The organism is Pseudoalteromonas sp. Isolate3 (genome assembly GCF_022398505.1).
GTDB lineage: Bacteria > Pseudomonadota > Gammaproteobacteria > Enterobacterales > Alteromonadaceae > Pseudoalteromonas > Pseudoalteromonas apostichopi.
Genome location: NZ_JAKEVN010000089.1, coordinates 1 through 18,251 on the forward strand (window position 1 = coordinate 1; position 18,251 = coordinate 18,251).

16 protein-coding genes are annotated in these 18,251 nt (G+C 40.0%); 9 read left to right on the plus strand and 7 right to left on the minus strand.

Annotated features, from left to right (window positions below; all coding sequences use genetic code 11):
• Positions 1 to 3 precede the first annotated feature (3 nt).
• From L1D46_RS15230 to bioB, 3 genes are read right to left on the minus strand one after another with little or no spacing between them, the layout of a single operon-like run.
• The gene (locus L1D46_RS15230; protein ID WP_130051529.1) at positions 4 to 792 is read right to left on the minus strand and encodes a methyltransferase domain-containing protein; all 789 of its coding nucleotides are present in this window, start codon (positions 790 to 792) and stop codon (positions 4 to 6) included.
• Positions 789 to 1,922: an 8-amino-7-oxononanoate synthase gene (locus tag L1D46_RS15235; RefSeq protein WP_239977797.1), complete on the minus strand. Its 1,134-nt coding sequence runs from the start codon at positions 1,920 to 1,922 to the stop codon at positions 789 to 791. The genes L1D46_RS15230 and L1D46_RS15235 overlap by 4 nt, the downstream gene beginning before the upstream one ends.
• 7 nt (positions 1,923 to 1,929) lie before the next feature.
• Positions 1,930 to 2,970, minus strand: a complete 1,041-nt coding sequence (gene bioB / locus L1D46_RS15240) for a biotin synthase BioB (RefSeq protein WP_054553903.1) — start codon at positions 2,968 to 2,970, stop codon at positions 1,930 to 1,932.
• A 97-nt stretch (positions 2,971 to 3,067) separates the two neighbouring features.
• On the opposite strand from bioB, the gene bioA reads away from it, so the two are divergent.
• Positions 3,068 to 4,360: an adenosylmethionine--8-amino-7-oxononanoate transaminase gene (gene bioA, locus L1D46_RS15245; protein ID WP_239977798.1), complete on the plus strand. Its 1,293-nt coding sequence runs from the start codon at positions 3,068 to 3,070 to the stop codon at positions 4,358 to 4,360.
• A gap of 43 nt (positions 4,361 to 4,403) precedes the next feature.
• Here bioA and L1D46_RS15250 read toward each other — a convergent pair whose 3' ends face one another.
• On the minus strand, positions 4,404 to 4,838 hold the full coding sequence (locus L1D46_RS15250) for an ATP-binding protein (protein ID WP_130051532.1): 435 nt from the start codon (positions 4,836 to 4,838) through the stop codon (positions 4,404 to 4,406).
• Positions 4,839 to 5,109: 271 nt separating this feature from the next.
• Between L1D46_RS15250 and asnS the strand changes: the two genes are divergently transcribed.
• Entirely contained in the window at positions 5,110 to 6,507 is a 1,398-nt protein-coding gene (gene asnS / locus L1D46_RS15255; RefSeq protein ID WP_130051533.1) for an asparagine--tRNA ligase, read from the plus strand.
• 155 nt (positions 6,508 to 6,662) lie between these two features.
• Complete coding sequence (locus tag L1D46_RS15260) at positions 6,663 to 7,595, plus strand: substrate-binding domain-containing protein (RefSeq protein WP_239977799.1); 933 nt, start codon at positions 6,663 to 6,665, stop codon at positions 7,593 to 7,595.
• Positions 7,596 to 7,668: 73 nt separating this feature from the next.
• Here L1D46_RS15260 and L1D46_RS15265 read toward each other — a convergent pair whose 3' ends face one another.
• Together L1D46_RS15265 and L1D46_RS15270 are read right to left on the minus strand one after the other, a co-directional pair.
• The gene (locus L1D46_RS15265; protein ID WP_130051535.1) at positions 7,669 to 8,595 is read right to left on the minus strand and encodes an FAD-binding protein; all 927 of its coding nucleotides are present in this window, start codon (positions 8,593 to 8,595) and stop codon (positions 7,669 to 7,671) included.
• Positions 8,596 to 9,345 (minus strand): electron transfer flavoprotein subunit beta/FixA family protein, encoded by a 750-nt coding sequence (locus L1D46_RS15270; protein WP_130051536.1) that lies wholly within the window; start codon positions 9,343 to 9,345, stop codon positions 8,596 to 8,598.
• A gap of 193 nt (positions 9,346 to 9,538) precedes the next feature.
• Here L1D46_RS15270 and L1D46_RS15275 point away from each other — a divergent pair, with 193 nt between their 5' ends.
• From L1D46_RS15275 to L1D46_RS15300, 6 genes are all read left to right on the plus strand, one after another.
• The gene (locus L1D46_RS15275; RefSeq protein ID WP_167657699.1) at positions 9,539 to 11,185 is read left to right on the plus strand and encodes an electron transfer flavoprotein-ubiquinone oxidoreductase; all 1,647 of its coding nucleotides are present in this window, start codon (positions 9,539 to 9,541) and stop codon (positions 11,183 to 11,185) included.
• Positions 11,186 to 11,294: 109 nt separating this feature from the next.
• Positions 11,295 to 11,759: an acyl-CoA thioesterase gene (locus tag L1D46_RS15280; RefSeq protein WP_054561436.1), complete on the plus strand. Its 465-nt coding sequence runs from the start codon at positions 11,295 to 11,297 to the stop codon at positions 11,757 to 11,759.
• A 239-nt stretch (positions 11,760 to 11,998) separates the two neighbouring features.
• The gene (locus L1D46_RS15285) at positions 11,999 to 12,571 is read left to right on the plus strand and encodes an outer membrane beta-barrel protein (RefSeq protein WP_130051538.1); all 573 of its coding nucleotides are present in this window, start codon (positions 11,999 to 12,001) and stop codon (positions 12,569 to 12,571) included.
• A 99-nt stretch (positions 12,572 to 12,670) separates the two neighbouring features.
• Positions 12,671 to 13,375 (plus strand): tRNA (N6-threonylcarbamoyladenosine(37)-N6)-methyltransferase TrmO, encoded by a 705-nt coding sequence (gene tsaA / locus L1D46_RS15290; protein ID WP_178926940.1) that lies wholly within the window; start codon positions 12,671 to 12,673, stop codon positions 13,373 to 13,375.
• Between the two features lie 126 nt (positions 13,376 to 13,501).
• Positions 13,502 to 15,226, plus strand: a complete 1,725-nt coding sequence (locus tag L1D46_RS15295) for a proline--tRNA ligase (protein ID WP_130051540.1) — start codon at positions 13,502 to 13,504, stop codon at positions 15,224 to 15,226.
• A gap of 182 nt (positions 15,227 to 15,408) precedes the next feature.
• On the plus strand, positions 15,409 to 16,242 hold the full coding sequence (locus tag L1D46_RS15300; RefSeq protein WP_130051541.1) for a UDP-2,3-diacylglucosamine diphosphatase: 834 nt from the start codon (positions 15,409 to 15,411) through the stop codon (positions 16,240 to 16,242).
• Here the strand turns inward: L1D46_RS15300 and L1D46_RS15305 are convergent.
• Positions 16,239 to 18,251: ATP-binding protein (locus L1D46_RS15305; protein WP_239977800.1), on the minus strand; the 2,013-nt coding region annotated here is incomplete at its 5' end. The genes L1D46_RS15300 and L1D46_RS15305 overlap by 4 nt on opposite strands.

Consider the following 18,251-nt stretch of genomic DNA (forward strand, 5'->3'; position numbering starts at 1 on the left):
ATTCTATTTTTCTAGTTCTAAAAGGACAACTTGATAGCTCACTCTAGCATGCCCATCAACCAGAGGGTATGCCTTACAAACACTATTGAGGGCATGCCTCGTTAATAACCCTTGGCGTTTTTGCTTAGTTTGTAGTGATGTAGCGCCAATAGCTTTAATCGAACGCAGGGCTTCTAAGGGTGAATTATAGGTATCTATGTAACATCTATCGGCAGCAAAATTCAGTTTAAACCCCGCAGATTTTGCATACTCAATAACCTTATTAGCACAATGGAATTGATTAATATGACTTTGCTGATCTATACAACTAAATGCTTGTTTAATCTCTTTAAGCGATCCATCTACAACGCAACTTAAATAGACTTTTCCGCCTATTTTTAAAGAACAAAAAAGGTTTTTAAGCAGTTCTTTAAAATCAGCAGACCATTGCATTGCAAAATTACTAAATACACAATCAAGTGTATTTTGTTGTAAAGGTAAGTTATCCATATCAGCACACACTTTTAAACAACGCGGGCTTTGCTCTGTGCTTAGCATGGAATGACTTAAGTCCATTGCCAGTACAGTATCAAAATGTGTTTTAAGCATTGCCGTGTTAACTAAAGGCCCTGCCCCTAAGTCAAGGCAAGTACCCTGCTGATGCTTATTTGCCATCATTTTAAATAAGTGTGTAGCAGCTTGTTTTTGAACATTGGCATGACTTGCATAATTTGCAGCGGCTCTAGAAAACTTAGTTTGTGTTGTTAGCTTATTACTTTGACAATTTGTAGCGGCTTGCAGTTGAACAATCATAAACACTCCACTAGCGAATCAACCAGCTGTTTTATATCGTCAGGTTGATGCGCGCTACTTAAGGTGATCCTAAGTCGTGCCGTATTATAAGGTACCGTGGGTGGTCGAATAGCAGTTAACCATACACCTTTTTCTTTGAGCTTATTCGCAACGGCAAGTGTATGTTCTGCATCACCTAGAACCAAAGGTTGTATAGCCGTTGTTGATTCCATTAATGCTAAGTTATGCTCTTTAGCAAGCACTCTATAGTAGGCAATATTCTCTATAAGCTGAGAGCGTTTCTCATCAGCCTCAATTAACTTTTCAAGTCGCTCAAGGGTACAACTTGCCATCAATGGTGACATCGCTGTTGAATAGATGTATTCACGATTATACTGCAGCATGTAATCAACCATTTGTTTTGACGCAAGCAGGCAAGCACCACTACTTGCAAGTGCCTTTCCAAAGGTGATAATTAATAAATCTGGCTTGATTACCTCACAACTTCCTAAGCCTTGCTCACCCAATACGCCAAAGCCATGGGCGTCGTCAATCATGAGCCACGCATCGTATTGTTTAGCAAGTTTAAACAGTTCTTCAATGGGGGCTTTATCACCATCCATTGAAAACACCCCTTCACTCACAATGAGTTTATGCTTTGCTTTTGACTTTTGTAGCCGAGATTCTAAATGCTTTAGGTCGTTATGATTAAAACGCACCATAGCAGCGGCAGAATGAAGGCCGCCATCAATTAAGCTGGCATGATTGAGCTTATCTTGAAAAATTGCCGATGATTGCGCCACGCTTTTATCTTGAAACAATGCTTTTAATACGCTGCTATTAGCACTAAATCCGCTATTAAATAACATCGCGCTTTCAAAGCCTAATAGCTTGCATAAACGCTGTTCAAGCTGTTGCTGCGCTTTATTATAGCCATTCACTAGAGCAGAACTGTGGCTACCTAGTTGCTGCGCTTGTATTTCGATAAAATCATCAGCAAAGCCAAGGTAGTCATTACTGGCAAAATTTAAATATTGTTTACCAGCAACTTTTATAAAACGCCCGCTTGATTGCTCAACAAGTTGACGCTGTCTCAGTAATGCATCTGCTTGACGCTCTTCAAGATGCTCGGCAATAAAATCGAAAGCCATTTAAATGTTACGCTTCGTAAAATAGTTCTGATGTTGCTTTATCGGCAACTTTTGAAGAAAGCGATGCTGCAACCGCTTCATCAGAATAATCTTCACGGGTTTCTGGGTTCATACCTAATTTTTTAATCAGCATCATATCAGCGTCTGCTTCAGGGTTTTCTGTAGTCAGTAACTTATCACCGTAGAAAATTGAATTAGCACCAGCAAAGAAACACATAGATTGCATTTGTTCATTCATCGCAGTACGGCCAGCTGATAAACGAACATAACTTTTAGGCATCATAATACGTGCAACTGCGATAGTACGAATGAACTCAAAATGATCTAAGTCTTCTACATCTTCAAGAGGTGTACCTTTCACCTTAACTAACATGTTAATTGGCACACTCTCTGGCTGTTGCGGCAAGTTTGCTAATTGCATTAATAAACCAAAACGATCAGCAGCCTGCTCTCCCATACCGACTATACCACCTGAACACACTTTCATTCCGGCATCACGTACATTATCAATGGTATTTAAACGGTCTTGATAAGTACGTGTTGTAATGATCTGTTGATAATACTCTGGCGATGTATCAAGGTTATGGTTGTAGTAATCAAGACCGGCGTCTTTTAATGCATGAGCTTTTTCGTTATCTAGCATGCCAAGTGTCATACAAGTCTCAAGCCCAAGTTCTTTAACTTCTTTTACCATTTTTGAAATATATGGCATATCTCGCTCTTTAGGGTCAGACCAAGCAGCCCCCATACAAAAACGTGTTGCCCCTTTTTCTTTAGCAACACGCGCTTGTTCAACCACTTTTTCTACTTCCATAAGGCGCTCACGGTCTAGGTCTGTTTTATAATGACCTGACTGAGGACAATATTTGCAATCTTCTGGGCAAGCACCGGTTTTAATCGATAACAAAGTAGAAATTTGTACTTCATTTGGGTTGAAGTTTTCACGGTGAACACTGGCCGCTTTAAATAACAAATCATTGAATGGCATTTCGAATAATGCTTTTACTTCTTGGTGAGTCCAATCGTGACGGACAACTGCGTGCTCCATAATAGTCTCTTTTTTAAATTATTAGGACGGTTTGATTGGCTTAGTCTACGACTTGACGTAACATTGTCAACGAATTGAAGTGATATAAAGTTTACATATGATTAATAAACAACCAGTAGATTTAGATTTTGATCGTGACCATATTTGGCACCCTTATACTTCTATGACTCAACCCCTTCCCGTGTATCCAGTAAGTCATGCAAATGCAAATCGTATTTTCTTAGAAACAGGTGAAAGCCTAATAGATGGTATGGCATCTTGGTGGAGTGCAATTCATGGTTACTGCCACCCTGTTTTAAATGAGGCAATCACCAAGCAAGTTAGCAAAATGAGCCATGTTATGTTTGGTGGCTTAACTCATGAGCCCGCTGTTGAGCTGTGTAAAAAGTTGGTAAGTATGACACCTGCTTCACTTGATAAAGTGTTCTTAGCCGATAGTGGCTCTGTGAGTGTTGAAGTCGCAATCAAAATGGCTTTGCAATACTGGTTAAGCCAAGGATACACCAGCAAGCAAAAGTTAATGACGCCGCTAAAGGGTTATCATGGCGACACCTTCGCAGCCATGAGCGTTTGCGATCCAATAAATTCAATGCACAGCATGTATTCAGGGTTTTTACCTGAACATGTTTTTGTGCCGGCTCCTATTTCTAAATTTAATGAAGAGTTTAGCCCTGCTGAAGCGGATACGCTTGAAAGCTATTTTGCAGCTCATCATCAAGATGTGGCTGCTTTTATCATTGAACCCATTGTTCAAAATGCCGGAGGTATGAATTTTTACCATCCTGATTACTTAAAACACCTGCGCATTCTTTGCGATAAGTATGATGTTTTACTTATTTGTGATGAAATCGCCACAGGGTTTGGCCGCACCGGTACCTTGTTTGCTGTTGAACATGCCAATATCGAGCCAGATATTTTATGTATTGGCAAAGCATTAACAGGTGGAATGATGACGCTATCAGCAACATTAACCACCAGCAAAGTCGCTGTTGGCATTAGTGAAGGTGAAGCCGGCGTATTAATGCATGGCCCAACGTTTATGGGTAACCCGCTTGCCTGTGCAACAGCCTGCGCGAGCATTGATTTACTACTAGAGCAACCTTGGCAAGAACAAATTGAACACATAAATGACGTGCTAACATCCCAACTTACTAAATGTAAGCAACTCGATGCAGTCGTTGATGTGCGCACATTAGGCGCTATTGGTGTTGTAGAGCTTAATCAAAATGTTGATGTAGCTAAAATTCAACGCTTTTTTATAGAGCAAGGTGTTTGGATCCGCCCATTTGGCAAGTTAATTTATTTAATGCCGCCATATATAAGCAATGAACAAAGCCTAACGAAATTATGTGATGCTATTTTTGCAGCCATTAAACAACAGGCGTATTGAAGACATTAAAAAAGGAAGCTGCTGCTTCCTTTTCCTTTAAACTTTACCATTCAAACATATATGCCATTTTACTGATCATTCGAAGCGGTACTTTATGTTCACAGCGCTTGGCGTAAAGATGCTGGAGAGACTTGTCTTTAATTTCACCAACGATGACTTCTTTTACTTGATAACCCAATGCAGTGGCAGCTTGTGCGTAAGCGATAAATTCCCACTTTTTGATATTGGTATTATCAACAATCACTAGCGGAATTTCTTCTGCTAAAGCATTAATAAAGCGCGCAAGGTTTAGATTATGATATTCAGGTAGCTTGTACTTATCAAATTGATATACACCTTCGCTATTGTAAAAATAATCATCTGTTGCGCACACTACATAGTCACTTTCATTACCTGCTACCAACTCATCAGCAAGGCTTTGTGCATAATATGATTTACCTGAACCTGGTAAGCCGCGAAGAATAAAAACTTGTTTCATAGCACCTGTTATACAAATTAATTAAAGACTAAAGGACAGTTATCCTGTTGAGAATTGTTAATAATGCCACAAAATAACCAATTAGCGCAGCGAGAATTTAAATAAACGCAAATTTTACGCAAAATATTGCTGCTATTTTATCCAATTGAAGAAAAACTACTAAAGAGTACGCCTGAATAGTTTTTTTATTTGATTTACGAAGGTAAGATAGTCGATTCAAGTGCAATGCACAGCATTATAATATTAGGCAACTTATATCATTGGAGTGAAGATGAGCCATTTAGCGATTTCAGAGCTATTAAAAGGCAAGGTTGCGGTAGACAGCCAAGTAACAGTAAAAGGCTGGATCCGTACACGCCGCGATTCAAAAGCAGGAATTTCATTTTTAGCCGTTCATGACGGTTCGTGTTTTGATCCTATTCAAGCGGTAGTACCTAATTCACTCAATAATTATGATGAAGTCACACGTTTAACTGCTGGTTGTTCAGTCTCTGTAACCGGTATCCTTGTTCCTTCAGCAGGCCAAGGTCAGTCTTTCGAGATTCAGGCTAACTCTGTTGAAGTATTAGGTTGGGTTGAGAACCCAGATACATACCCTATGTCAGCTAAACGTCACAGCATTGAGTATTTACGTGAACATGCGCACCTTCGCCCTCGTACTAACATTATGGGCGCAGTAACTCGTGTACGTAACTGTTTAGCACAAGCGATTCACCGTTTTTATCACGAACAAGGTTTCTACTGGATCAGCACGCCTATTATCACTGCAAGTGACTGTGAAGGTGCAGGTGAAATGTTCCGTGTATCTACTTTAGATATGCAAAACTTGCCACGCACCGATAAAGGTGACATCGATTACAGCGAAGATTTCTTCGGTAAAGAAGCGTTCTTAACTGTATCTGGTCAGTTAAATGGTGAGACATACGCATCTGCAATGTCAAAAATCTATACGTTTGGCCCTACTTTCCGTGCTGAGAACTCAAACACATCGCGTCACTTAGCAGAGTTTTGGATGGTTGAACCTGAAGTTGCGTTCGCAGATTTAGAAGATATCGCAAAACTTGCTGAAGACATGCTGAAATATGTTTTCAATGCAGTATTAACTGAACGTCGTGATGACATGGAATTCTTTGCACAACGTGTAGAGAAAACAGCTATCTCTCGTTTAGAAGAGTTCGTTACAAAAGATTTCGCTCAAGTTGATTACACTGATGCTATCGAAATCTTAAAAGCATGCGGCAAGAAGTTCGAGTTCGCTGTTGAATGGGGTGTAGATTTACAATCTGAGCACGAGCGTTACCTTGCTGAAGAACACTTTAACGCACCAGTAGTTATCAAAAATTACCCGCGTGATATAAAAGCGTTCTACATGCGTCAAAACGAAGACGGCAAAACAGTGGCAGCGATGGATGTCGTTGCGCCGGGTATCGGTGAAATCATCGGCGGCTCTCAACGCGAGGAGCGCCTAGATGTACTAGACAAACGTTTAGAAGAAATGGGCTTAGATAAAGAAGACTACAGCTGGTACCGTGATCTGCGTAAATACGGTACTGTTCCACACTCTGGTTTTGGTTTAGGTTTTGAGCGCTTAGTTGCTTATGTAACAGGTATGGGCAACGTTCGTGACGTTATCGCCTTCCCTCGTACAAAAGGCAGCGCGACTTACTAATAAGTAACGCTAGATTATTTAAAAGCCGCTTTCGAGCGGCTTTTTTGTGTGTAAATCATTAAATATTTTAAAAAATTACAGTCTAAAGAATTAGCAAAGCCAGACATATTGCCTATATTGATAAGAAGCTAACTATTAAGGAGTTTGTGTCTACTATGCTATTTCGCTCTATGAAAGCCCTTTTGCTATCTACAACCCTTATCTCTGCACATAGTGCGTATGCAATTGAAGAAAATATTAATTCGAAACCAATTTTTATTGCAGGCTCAACCACAGTGGCAGAATTATTAGTCGATATAAAAGATGACTTAAGCCAAGAGTTTGGCAATAGCATACAAATTAGACCGATGGGCAGTGATAAAGGCATTAAAGCCATTGCCGAAAATGTTATCGATATAGGCACCAGCTCCCGTTATTTATCAAAAGAAGAGCAACAACGCTGGCCTTTTTTGCGGCAAATAATCATAGCCCAAGATGCAATCGCATTTTTTGTAAATAAAAACTTAAACATCACTGAACTTACCACTAAAAAGCTAAGCGATATCTACCAAGGTAAACTAAAGGCGTGGTCTGAGGTTTCACCTTATACACCTGAGCTTAGTGCAAAAAATGATGAGATCCTGCTTTTTAGTAAAGGCACTAACCATGGCAGCTTTGATGTATTTTTAGAATATCTAAATTTAGATTATATCCAAGAACCTGGCAGTAACTTTATACGCCTAAAAATAGCGGGTAACAGAGGTTTATTTTCAGATAAGAAAGTTGAGCTTTACGATCAGTTCAATCAAGCACTGGGGATAGTGCAACGTATACCAAATGCCATTGCCTATGATTCATATGGTGCTATCAGTAAATTAGAAAATGACAGACGCATTAATAAGGTTGCTTTACTACAGATTGATGGTGTTAGCCCTTCAGTCGAATCAATTCAAAATGGCGATTATGCCTTTGTTAGGCCTCTTGTGCTTATTGTTAATACACAATCACCACGCTCAAAAAAGATTGGTAATAGGCTCGATGTAATTGTTAAATCACACAAGATACAACAGAGGCTGCTTGAATTTGGTTACCTTCCGGTAAAACAGTAATCTGAAAATTAAAACGAAAAAAAGCTGCGCACCGAAAAGGTGAACAGCTTTTAACAACCAGAATCGTTATGGGTTACAGAGCACTTTCTAGCTCTGGTAACACATCAAATAAATCCGCAACTAAACCGTAGTCAGCGACTTGGAAAATTGGTGCGTCAGGGTCTTTATTGATGGCAACAATCACTTTAGAGTCTTTCATACCCGCTAGGTGTTGAATTGCACCACTGATACCCACAGCAATATATAGATCTGGGGCAACAATTTTACCTGTTTGACCCACTTGCATATCATTTGGTACAAAGCCCGCATCTACAGCGGCGCGTGAAGCACCAATGGCTGCGCCTAGTTTATCGGCAATACCATTTAACAACGCAAAGTTTTCACCATTTTGCATACCACGACCACCAGAAATAACCACAGGTGCAGCAGTCAGCTCTGGACGTTCTGATTCAGTTTGTTCTTCTGATACAAACTCGCTCAGACCAACTGAACCTTTACCTGTAACACTAGTTGCAGCTACAGGTGCTTGCTCTGGTGCAACATCAAAGCTACTTGCACGAACAGTAATAACCTTTTTGCTATCAAGTGATTTTACTGTCGCAATTGCATTACCAGCATAGATAGGACGCTTGAAGGTATCAGCATCAATCACATCAATGATTTCAGAGATTTGAGCGACATCAAGAAGTGCTGCAACACGCGGCATAAAGTTCTTACCCGTTGTTGTTGCGCTCGCGACAATGTGTGAATAGTTATCTGCTAAAGATAAAACCAGATCCGCGACGTTTTCAGCTAGTTGGTGTGCATAAGCTGCATCATCTGCAATTAAAACGTTGCTTACACCTGCAATTGACGCTGCTTGCTCACTCATTGCAGATAAGTTTTCACCTGCAAGTAATAAATCTACATCAAAGCCTAGTTTAACAGCAGCTGTAACCGTTTTATTGGTTTCAGGCTTTAGAACACCTTTGTCGTGTTCGGCTATCACTAATGTTTTCATTTAGATCACCTTCGCTTCTGTTTTTAACTTTTCTACTAATGTCGCTACATCTTCTACAACAATACCGCCGCTGCGCTTTTCTGGCTCGTTAACTTCAACCAATTGCACGCGAGGAGTAAGGTCTACACCGAGACTATCAGCGGCAATAACATCAAGCGGTTTACGCTTAGCCTTCATAATGTTTGGTAATGAAGCATAGCGTGGCTCATTTAAACGTAAGTCTGTGGTAACGATAGCTGGGAGTTTCAGCGCAACAGTTTGTAAACCGCCGTCTACTTCACGTGTTACATTAACCGTACCTGCTTGTACGTCCACTTTAGACGCAAAGGTACCTTGGCCACGACCAGTTAATGCAGCAAGCATTTGCCCAGTTTGATTGTTGTCAGAGTCAATCGATTGCTTACCTAAAATAACTAGCTCAGGTGATTCTTGCTCTACAATCTTGCTAAGTAATTTAGCAACATGCAAAGACTCAAGCTTTTCTTCTGTTTCAATATGAATGGCTTTATCAGCACCAAGTGCTAACGCTGTACGTAATTGCTCTTGAGATGATTTATTACCAATAGTCACAGCAACAACCTCAGTGGCAGTTCCTGCTTCTTTTAAACGAATAGCTTCTTCAATTGCAATTTCACAAAACGGGTTCATCGCCATTTTCACATTAGCTAAATCAACATCCGTTTTATCGGCTTTAACGCGTGCTTTGACGTTGTAGTCAATTACTCTTTTAATTGGAACGAGGACTTTCATCGTGACTCCATCAATTGTGTGTTCTCAAAGTTAACCTTCGCGTCAACTTATTTATTTTATGAATTCAGACTACTTCCTGTTGACGTAAACGTCAACCTAAAATAACCTTAAAGTATTCACAGCCTGTAACGTTTCATTTGCAAGTATGAAATAAGGTTCTTTACAGCAGGTCCGTCACCGAGAAGAGGTTAATATGGTCGAACGCGAAACCATGGAATTTGATGTAGTCATCGTAGGCGCAGGCCCAGCAGGTTTATCAACTGCAATCAGATTGGCTCAACAAGCACAAGAAAAACAACAAGAATTAATGATCTGTGTGGTAGAAAAAGGCTCTGAGGTGGGCGCACACATTTTATCGGGTGCCGTTTTTGAGACTAAAGCACTCGATGAATTACTACCTGATTGGCAGTCATTGGGCGCTCCCGTTACTACTAAAGTAACTCAAGATGACATTTACTGGTTCAATAACAGTGAGAAAGCCACTAGCATCCCCCACTTTGCTAGTCCTAAAACTTTTCATAACGACGGTAATTACATAGTTTCTATGGGTAATGTGTGTCGCTTTTTAGCCGAGCAAGCTGAAAATTTAGGTGTAGAAATTTTCCCAGGGTTTAGCGCGCACTCTCTAATCATTGAAGAAGATACAGTTAAAGGCATTATTACCGGCGATATGGGTCTTGATAAAGACGGCAACGAAAAAGATGGTTATATGCCAGGTATGGAGCTTAGAGCTAAATACACCGTATTTGCTGAAGGCTGCCGCGGTCATTTAGGTAAAGAGCTAATCAAACACTTTGCCCTTGATAAAGATGCGTCACCACAGCATTACGGTTTAGGCTTCAAAGAAATTTGGCAAATCGATCCAAGTAAACACAAAGAAGGCACCGTAGTACATGGTACAGGTTGGCCGTTAACAGGTGATACCAGCGGTGGTGCGTTTATGTACCACAGCGACAACAACCAAGTTGTTGTTGGTTTAATTGTTGATCTGAACTATTCGAACCCGCATTTGAGTCCGTTTGATGAATTCCAACGTATGAAACATCACCCTATCTTTAAAGATGTTTTAGAAGGGGGCGAACGTATAGCTTATGGTGCTAGGGCTATTGCAAAAGGTGGGCTGCGCTCATTACCAAAAATGCACTTTCCGGGTGGTTTACTCGTGGGCTGTGATGCTGGCACATTAAATTTTGCCAAAATTAAAGGTAATCATACGGCAATGAAGTCTGGCATGGTCGCAGCTGATGTCATTTTAGAAGCCCTAGGTGATGGTAAAGAAAATGCTGATTTAGCTGAATATAAAACAGCCTTTGAACAAAGCTGGGCTTATAAAGAGCTATATCAATCGCGGAACTTTGGCCCTGTTATGCATAAACTAGGTAAGTTCTTAGGCGGTGCTTACAATACGCTTGATCAAAACCTATTCGGTGGCAGCTTACCGTTTAATTTTGAAGATAACATGCCAGACCATGCCACCTTAGTCACTGCTGATCAGGCTGAAAAAATCGACTACCCGAAAGCAGATGGCAAACTTAGCTTCGATAAACTTTCATCTGTGTTTTTATCAAATACCAATCATGAAGAATCGCAGCCATGTCATTTAAAGCTAAAAGATAACTCGATTCCCATCAAAGTGAATTTGGTACAATTTGATGAGCCTGCACAACGCTACTGCCCTGCTGGTGTTTACGAAGTTCAGGAAGTCGAAGGTGAGAAAGAGTTTGTTATCAATTCGCAAAACTGTGTTCACTGTAAAACCTGTGACATAAAAGACCCTAGTCAAAACATTACTTGGGTAACCCCTGAGGGAGCTGGTGGACCAAACTACCCTAACATGTAGTAACGCACGTTACTCATTTAATTAAAATTTATCCTAAATTGCAGGGGCTTCGGCCCCTTTTTTAGACTATGCTGAAAATGTCGTGATTTATTATAAAAGTGAGTAAAGTATGCCGTCTTCAAGTGTAACCTTTCGTTTTTTAGCTGAACCTACCGATGTAAATTTTGGCGGTAAGGTTCATGGTGGTGTGGTAATGAAGTGGATTGACCAAGCTGGTTACGCCTGTGCTGCTGGTTGGAGTGGACATTACTGCGTTACAGTCTCTGTCGCAGGCGTGAAGTTTCAGCGCCCTATTTTGGTTGGCCAAATAGTCGAAGTGAAAGCAAGTATCGCCCACACTGGTAAAACCAGCATGCAAATCTTTATTCAAGTTCGCTGTGGCGATCCAAAAACACAAAACCTGGTTGAAACCAATCATTGCGTTATTAGTTTTATTGCCATGGATGAAGCGGGTTACCCAATTGAAGTGCCTTCTTATACAGCAGTAACAGATGAAGAGAAGAAAATCGAAAACTATGCGATTAAAATGAAAGAGATCGCGATTGAAACAGAAACCCTTTTGCAAAAAGCGTAAAAATACAAAACAACGCGAATTTAAAATCTGCACTTAGTAACTTCTACAGAGCACCCTGAAATTGTTACGACTGCCAAACTGAATGCCTGATTACAGTTTCAACAACCTGTTCAAAAAAACGCTTAATAAAGCCTAAAAACAATACTTTAGGCTTTATTTTTGCGTTGGCATTGTCATTGCAACACTCCTTGTGAATGACGCGAAACATTCGTTTATTTATTTTATAAAGGAGCTATTAAATGATTAAAGCAATTTCAATTTCTGCACTTTCTTTAGCACTACTGGGTTTTAACAATGCAGCACATGCAGATATTACCGAAATGGATTCTCCGCGTATTTATACCGGTATCGGCTATGGCCAATATTCTTTCGAGTTTGAAGATAGCGAAAATGACACTGACTTCGATGACGACTCGCAAATGCTAAAAGGTTATATTGGTACTCAGTTTAATAAGTATCTTAGCCTTGAACTTGCGTACCAAAATTTTGATGAAGTAAGTGATATCGATTCTAAAGCTGAAATTGACGGTGTTTCTCTTGCGGCACGCTTAGCAGCACCAATTACTGATAACTTTTCTGTTTATGCTAAAGGTGGTTGGCTAGAGTGGGACGCTGAAATTGAGCAAGATCTAGGCGAGCTTGGCAGCATTAGTGCTGACACAGATGGCGGCGATGTATTTTATGGTGCAGGTATTGAGTATGCTTTTACAACAAACGTGCAAGTACGTTTAGAATATGAGCGCTATAAGTTAGAAGATGATATTGACCCAGATATGGATGTAGCGTCTGTATCATTCCAATACATGTTTTAATTTAGACTATACAGTCTAAATATTTAAAAGGCAGTCTCGACTGCCTTTTTTTGTGTTTGCATGTAAAATGTCGTTAGTTTTTCTTAACGACAATGCACAATGAGCGAATACCAATTAACCGCCGTCGGCCACATTCAATCTCCATACAAACAAAAGTTTGCTATACCTCGCCAACCTCGCTTGGTTCCTGAAGCTAAAGCAAAGCTAGTATTTAGTAGTGATTTTAATCGTGAAGAGTTTGTACGTGGTCTCGATGAATTCAGCCATATTTGGTTATTATTCAGATTTCATGAAACCGCTGATAAAGGCTACTCAGCAATGGTTAGACCCCCTCGCCTTGGCGGTAACGAACGAAAAGGCGTATTTGCAACACGTGCCACCTTCCGCCCAAATGCAATTGGTATGAGTGCTGTAAAACTTGAAGGTATCGAGTATAAAAATGGTCAGTTAAGCTTATTACTATCAGGTATTGATTTACTCGATGGCACACCAATTTTGGACATTAAGCCTTACCTGCCGTATTCAGATGCAATGACCGACGCCACCGCTGGTTTTGCCGATACCCGACCAGAAACAGATATGAGTGTCGAGTTTAGTGATGAAGCTCTTGCGTTTATTGACAAACAAACCGAACAACCTGAATTAAAAGCCTTTATAAGCAATGTATTAAAGCAAGATCCTCGCCCTGCATACAAAAAGCAACGTGACTCAGAGCAAAGCTACGGTATGACCTTATATGATTTTAATATTAGGTGGCATGTTCAGGATAATCATAATACAGTGACCAGCATTGAAAAATGCTAGTTTTTTAACACTTTTTTTAACACATAGCGCTTTAGTGTCAGTGCTTCCACTGGTAAACTTAGCAGCTTGTTATTACTCAAACGTCTTGAGTAAACGATAATAATTTTAACACTACTTGGAATAGAGATGCGTACCAGTCAATATATACTCGCAACACTTAAAGAAACTCCGTCTGATGCAGAAATTGTTTCTCATCAATTAATGCTACGAGCAGGCATGATCCGCCGCGTTGCGTCGGGTTTGTATACATGGTTGCCCTCTGGACTACGCGTACTTAAAAAAGTAGAAAACATTGTACGTGAAGAAATGGATAAAGCCGGCGCTATCGAAATGTTAATGCCTATTATCCAACCTGCTGATCTTTGGGAAGAGTCTGGCCGTTGGGAACAGTTTGGACCTGAATTGCTACGCATTACTGATCGCCACAATCGTCCATTTGCGCTAGGTCCAACTCATGAAGAAGTGATCACGGATTTTGTTCGTAAAGAAGTCAGCTCTTATAAGCAATTACCGCTTACTCTTTACCAAGTACAAACAAAAGTACGTGACGAAGTTCGCCCTCGTTTTGGTGTAATGCGTGCTCGTGAATTTACAATGAAAGATGCTTACTCTTTCCACTTAAGTGATGAGTGTTTAGAGAAAACCTACCAAGTAATGCACAAAGCATACTGTAACATTTTTGAGCGTCTTGGTCTTGATTATCGCCCTGTTATTGCAGATACAGGTTCTATTGGTGGTAGCGTATCACACGAGTTCCATGTCCTTGCAGAGTCAGGCGAAGATGCAATCGCATTTAGTGATGCAAGTGATTACGCTGCAAATATCGAAAAAGCAGAAGCATTAGCACCGACTGAAGAGCGCCCAGCTGCAAGTAAAGAGTTAAAAGCGTTCCCAACGCCTGATGCAAAATCAATTGCTGAGCTTAAAGAGCACTATGGTGTTAAACCTCATCGAGGCGTTAAAACATTAATCGTGTATGGCGCACCAGATGAAAACGAACAACGTGGTTTAGTTGCCCTTGTATTACGTGGCGACCATGAATTAAACGAGTTAAAAGCTGAGAAACATCCGCTTGTAGACTCACCGCTTGAAATGGCAAAAGAAGAAGACATCGTTGCAGCTATTGGTGCAAAACCTGGCTCTTTAGGCCCTGTCGGTCTATCAATGCCAATTATTGTTGATCGCACAGCTAACGTAATGGCTGACTTTGTAGCAGGTGCTAATAAAGATGGTGAACATTTCAGTGGTATCAATTGGGATCGCGATGTAGAAAACTACGAAGTGGCTGATATCCGTAATATCGTTGAAGGCGACCCAAGCCCATGTGGTCAAGGTTCACTGCAAATCAAACGTGGTATTGAAGTAGGTCATATTTTCCAACTTGGTACTAAGTACTCAGAAGCAATGAAAGCAGGCGTTTTGAGTGAAACAGGTAAAAACCAAGTAATGACAATGGGTTGTTACGGTATTGGTGTATCACGTATCGTGGCTGCCGCTATTGAGCAAAACAACGACCAATACGGTATTAAATGGCCGCAACCTATCGCGCCGTTTGATTTAGCTATCGTACCTATGAATATGCATAAGTCTCATCGTATTCCTGATATTGCAGATAACCTTTACAAAGGTTTGAAAGATGCCGGTTTAGATGTGTTATTTGATGACCGTAAAGAGCGCCCTGGTGTAATGTTCAACGACATGGAGTTACTAGGTGTGCCTTTCACATTAGTTATTGGTGAGCGTAACCTTGATGAAAACAAGGTTGAGCTTAAAAACCGCCATACTGGCGAAAAGCTAATGCTTGATTTAGATAGTGCCGCTTCTGAAATTGCAGCACTTGTTAAAGGCTAATTAAGTCAGCTCTACAAAATATAAAAAACCGCTTCGGCGGTTTTTTTGTTTTATTTTACCAATTCGCTTAATTAAGTATTATTGCGGATTGGGATTAATTGTCATAGATGTTTCGCTAAAGCGTCTTTTATCTGTCATTGATTCTACCTAGCATTTACTTTATTACACCATGAGTAAATGCCATGAATAACACCACTTGTAGTAGTAAAACCCACTATCCTGCCGTTTGGATTTCCGACGTTCACTTAGGTTATAAAGACTGCCAAGCGCAGTATTTACTAGACTTTTTAAATGCGATTGAATGCGATGTGTTGTATTTGGTCGGTGATATTGTCGATTTATGGTCAATGAAACGACAGTTTTTTTGGCATCCTAGTCATTATGATGTGTTAGCGCTTATTCAACAAAAAGCGAAAGATGGCACACGAGTGATCTACATACCGGGTAACCACGACGAAACCTTTCGCCATTATGCTAATGATTCATTATTCGGTATAGAAGTACATAAACAATATATTCATACAACTAAAGCCAACAAACGGTTTTTACTTTTACATGGCGACGATTTTGACTCAGCAACTCGCTACAACAAATTAATCAGCATTGCAGGCGATGCAGGATACGACTTTTTACTATTTTTAAATCGCTGGACTAATCGCATTCGCCGTTTATTTGGCGGTAATTATTGGTCATTAGCCTCTTGGATCAAAGCACGAGTGCATAAAGCACGTGAAGCAATTGATGCATTTGAAAAAGCGGCCATCCACGAAGCAAAAAAACAAGTCGTCGATGGCATCATTTGCGGGCACATTCATCACCCAGCCGTTAAAGTGGTTGATGGAATTTTGTATTGCAATGATGGCGACTGGATTGAAAACTGCACTGCATTAGTAGAAAACAGCTCTGGGCGTATTGAATTACTGCACTGGAGTGAAACACAAAAAGTGATTCACTCTGCTGATATTAGTAAACTAACACCAAAAGCTGCGTTTAATAAAAACCAAGATGCAGCTTAAGACTTCAGCCACATTGATAGCTTTTTGCGCAATGTGGCTTGTTTAATTGGCTTGGTGATATAGTCGTTCATGCCAACACTCAGGCATTTTTCTCTATCACCCGCCATTGCACTTGCTGTCATAGCAATGATCACGACATCTTGGTATTTATCACCTGTTTTGCCCTGTCTGATAGCTTTAGTACAGTCATAACCATTTAAGTTTGGCATTTGGCAATCCATTAAGATCAGATCAAATTGAGTTTCGCTGTTATTCAATACCTCAATTGCTTCAAGACCATCGCTGGCTGATTCAATATGAACCTGGCTATCTCTTAAAATGGCTTTGCTCACTTCTATATTAATCATGTTATCGTCGACGATAAGCACTGAACGAGATGTTAAATCAAGCTCAATAATTTCTTTAGTATCTGTATTTTTACGCTCAATAACAGAATCATTGTCATTAAATAAAACCGCGAGTTTATAGGCTAATTCATCAGGAGTGACAGGTTTTGCAATAACAGTACAATTGCTCGGTAATGTTTCTTTTTGTTTAAGTGATGTCATAACACCTAAAATTAATACACAGGTGTCGGGATAGCGATTTGCAAAACTCAACACATTGTTTAGTTCTGGATGTTTATGATCAATGATAAGTAAATCTAACTTATTAAAATCAGTTTCAGAAACATCAGTTAAATGCGTTATTTTATGACTCTGGCCTAGTGTCGCTAGTTGCAGCTCAACATTGTTAGCCAGTAATTCATAATGAATTGCACAGCCTACTTGTTTATCATTCAGTACATTGCTTTGATGCGGCACTTTTGATGACTCACTTATCGATACACAAATACTTGCCCAAAAGCGGCTGCCCTTTCCTTTTTCACTTTCAACGATAATATCACCACCCATCAACTGAGCGAGTTTTCGGCTTATTGAAAGCCCTAAACCACTGCCACCATAATGCCGTGTTGTACTTGAGTCCTCTTGGGTAAACACTTCAAACAATTTACTTTGGTTTGCTTTCGAAATACCAATACCTGTATCTTCAACAACGAAGCTTAGGCAAAGCGTATTGTCTGAATGCAGCTGTTCCTTAACCGTTAAGCTTACATGACCTTTATGTGTAAACTTAAATGCGTTACTGAGTAAATTATTGAGAATTTGTTTTAAGCGGTGGCTATCACCCATTACGGTACGCTTGGTAATAGCATGAGCATCGAACAGTATTTCAATGCCTTTTTTCTGACCTTGAACGGCCATCGATGTTATTAAATCACTGCACACTGAAACAACATCAAACTCATGACTATCTAAATCAAGTTTACCAGCTTCAATTTTAGAAAAATCGAGAATGTCATTGATCAGTGTCATCAATGAGTTGGCACTGGTATTTGCATAATGTAAGTATTGCATTTGCTGAGTAGATAAAGGCTCTTCTTCGAGCATTTCCAGCATACCAAGTACCCCATTCATCGGGGTGCGGATTTCATGTGAGATGTTAGCTACAAATTCACTTTTAGCTTTACTTGCTGCAAGAGCTTCTTCGGTGGCTTTTTCAAGCTCTGCTGTGCGACTTTTCACTTTTTCTTCTAATGTAGTATTAAGCTTTTCAAGTTGATGTTGAGCACACTTAAGTGAATCAATATTACGAAGTATGGCCGCTATTTGATATTGTTGTTTTGCTGCATCATAGACAGGTGTCATTGTGATCGAAAAATAATGCGTGTTTTGTTCATTAATGTGCACAGCTTCAAACGTAGATCGTTGCCCTTTTTTTATCGCTTCGCCAACCCCTTGAAAATCTTCTTCATTATAATCAAACAATGTATCAAAGTGGGTTGAATGCTCGGTGATACCAAAATACGTTTTTGCTGTTTCATTGGCATTGCAAATAACTCCATTTGGCTGAACCATAATGATAGCATCTGTCGAGTTCTCTATGATTTTACTATTCTTTTCTTTTAGAAAACTCAGCTCAATTTTTCTATTAATATCGCGTTGATAGATAGTAAATAGTATTAATAC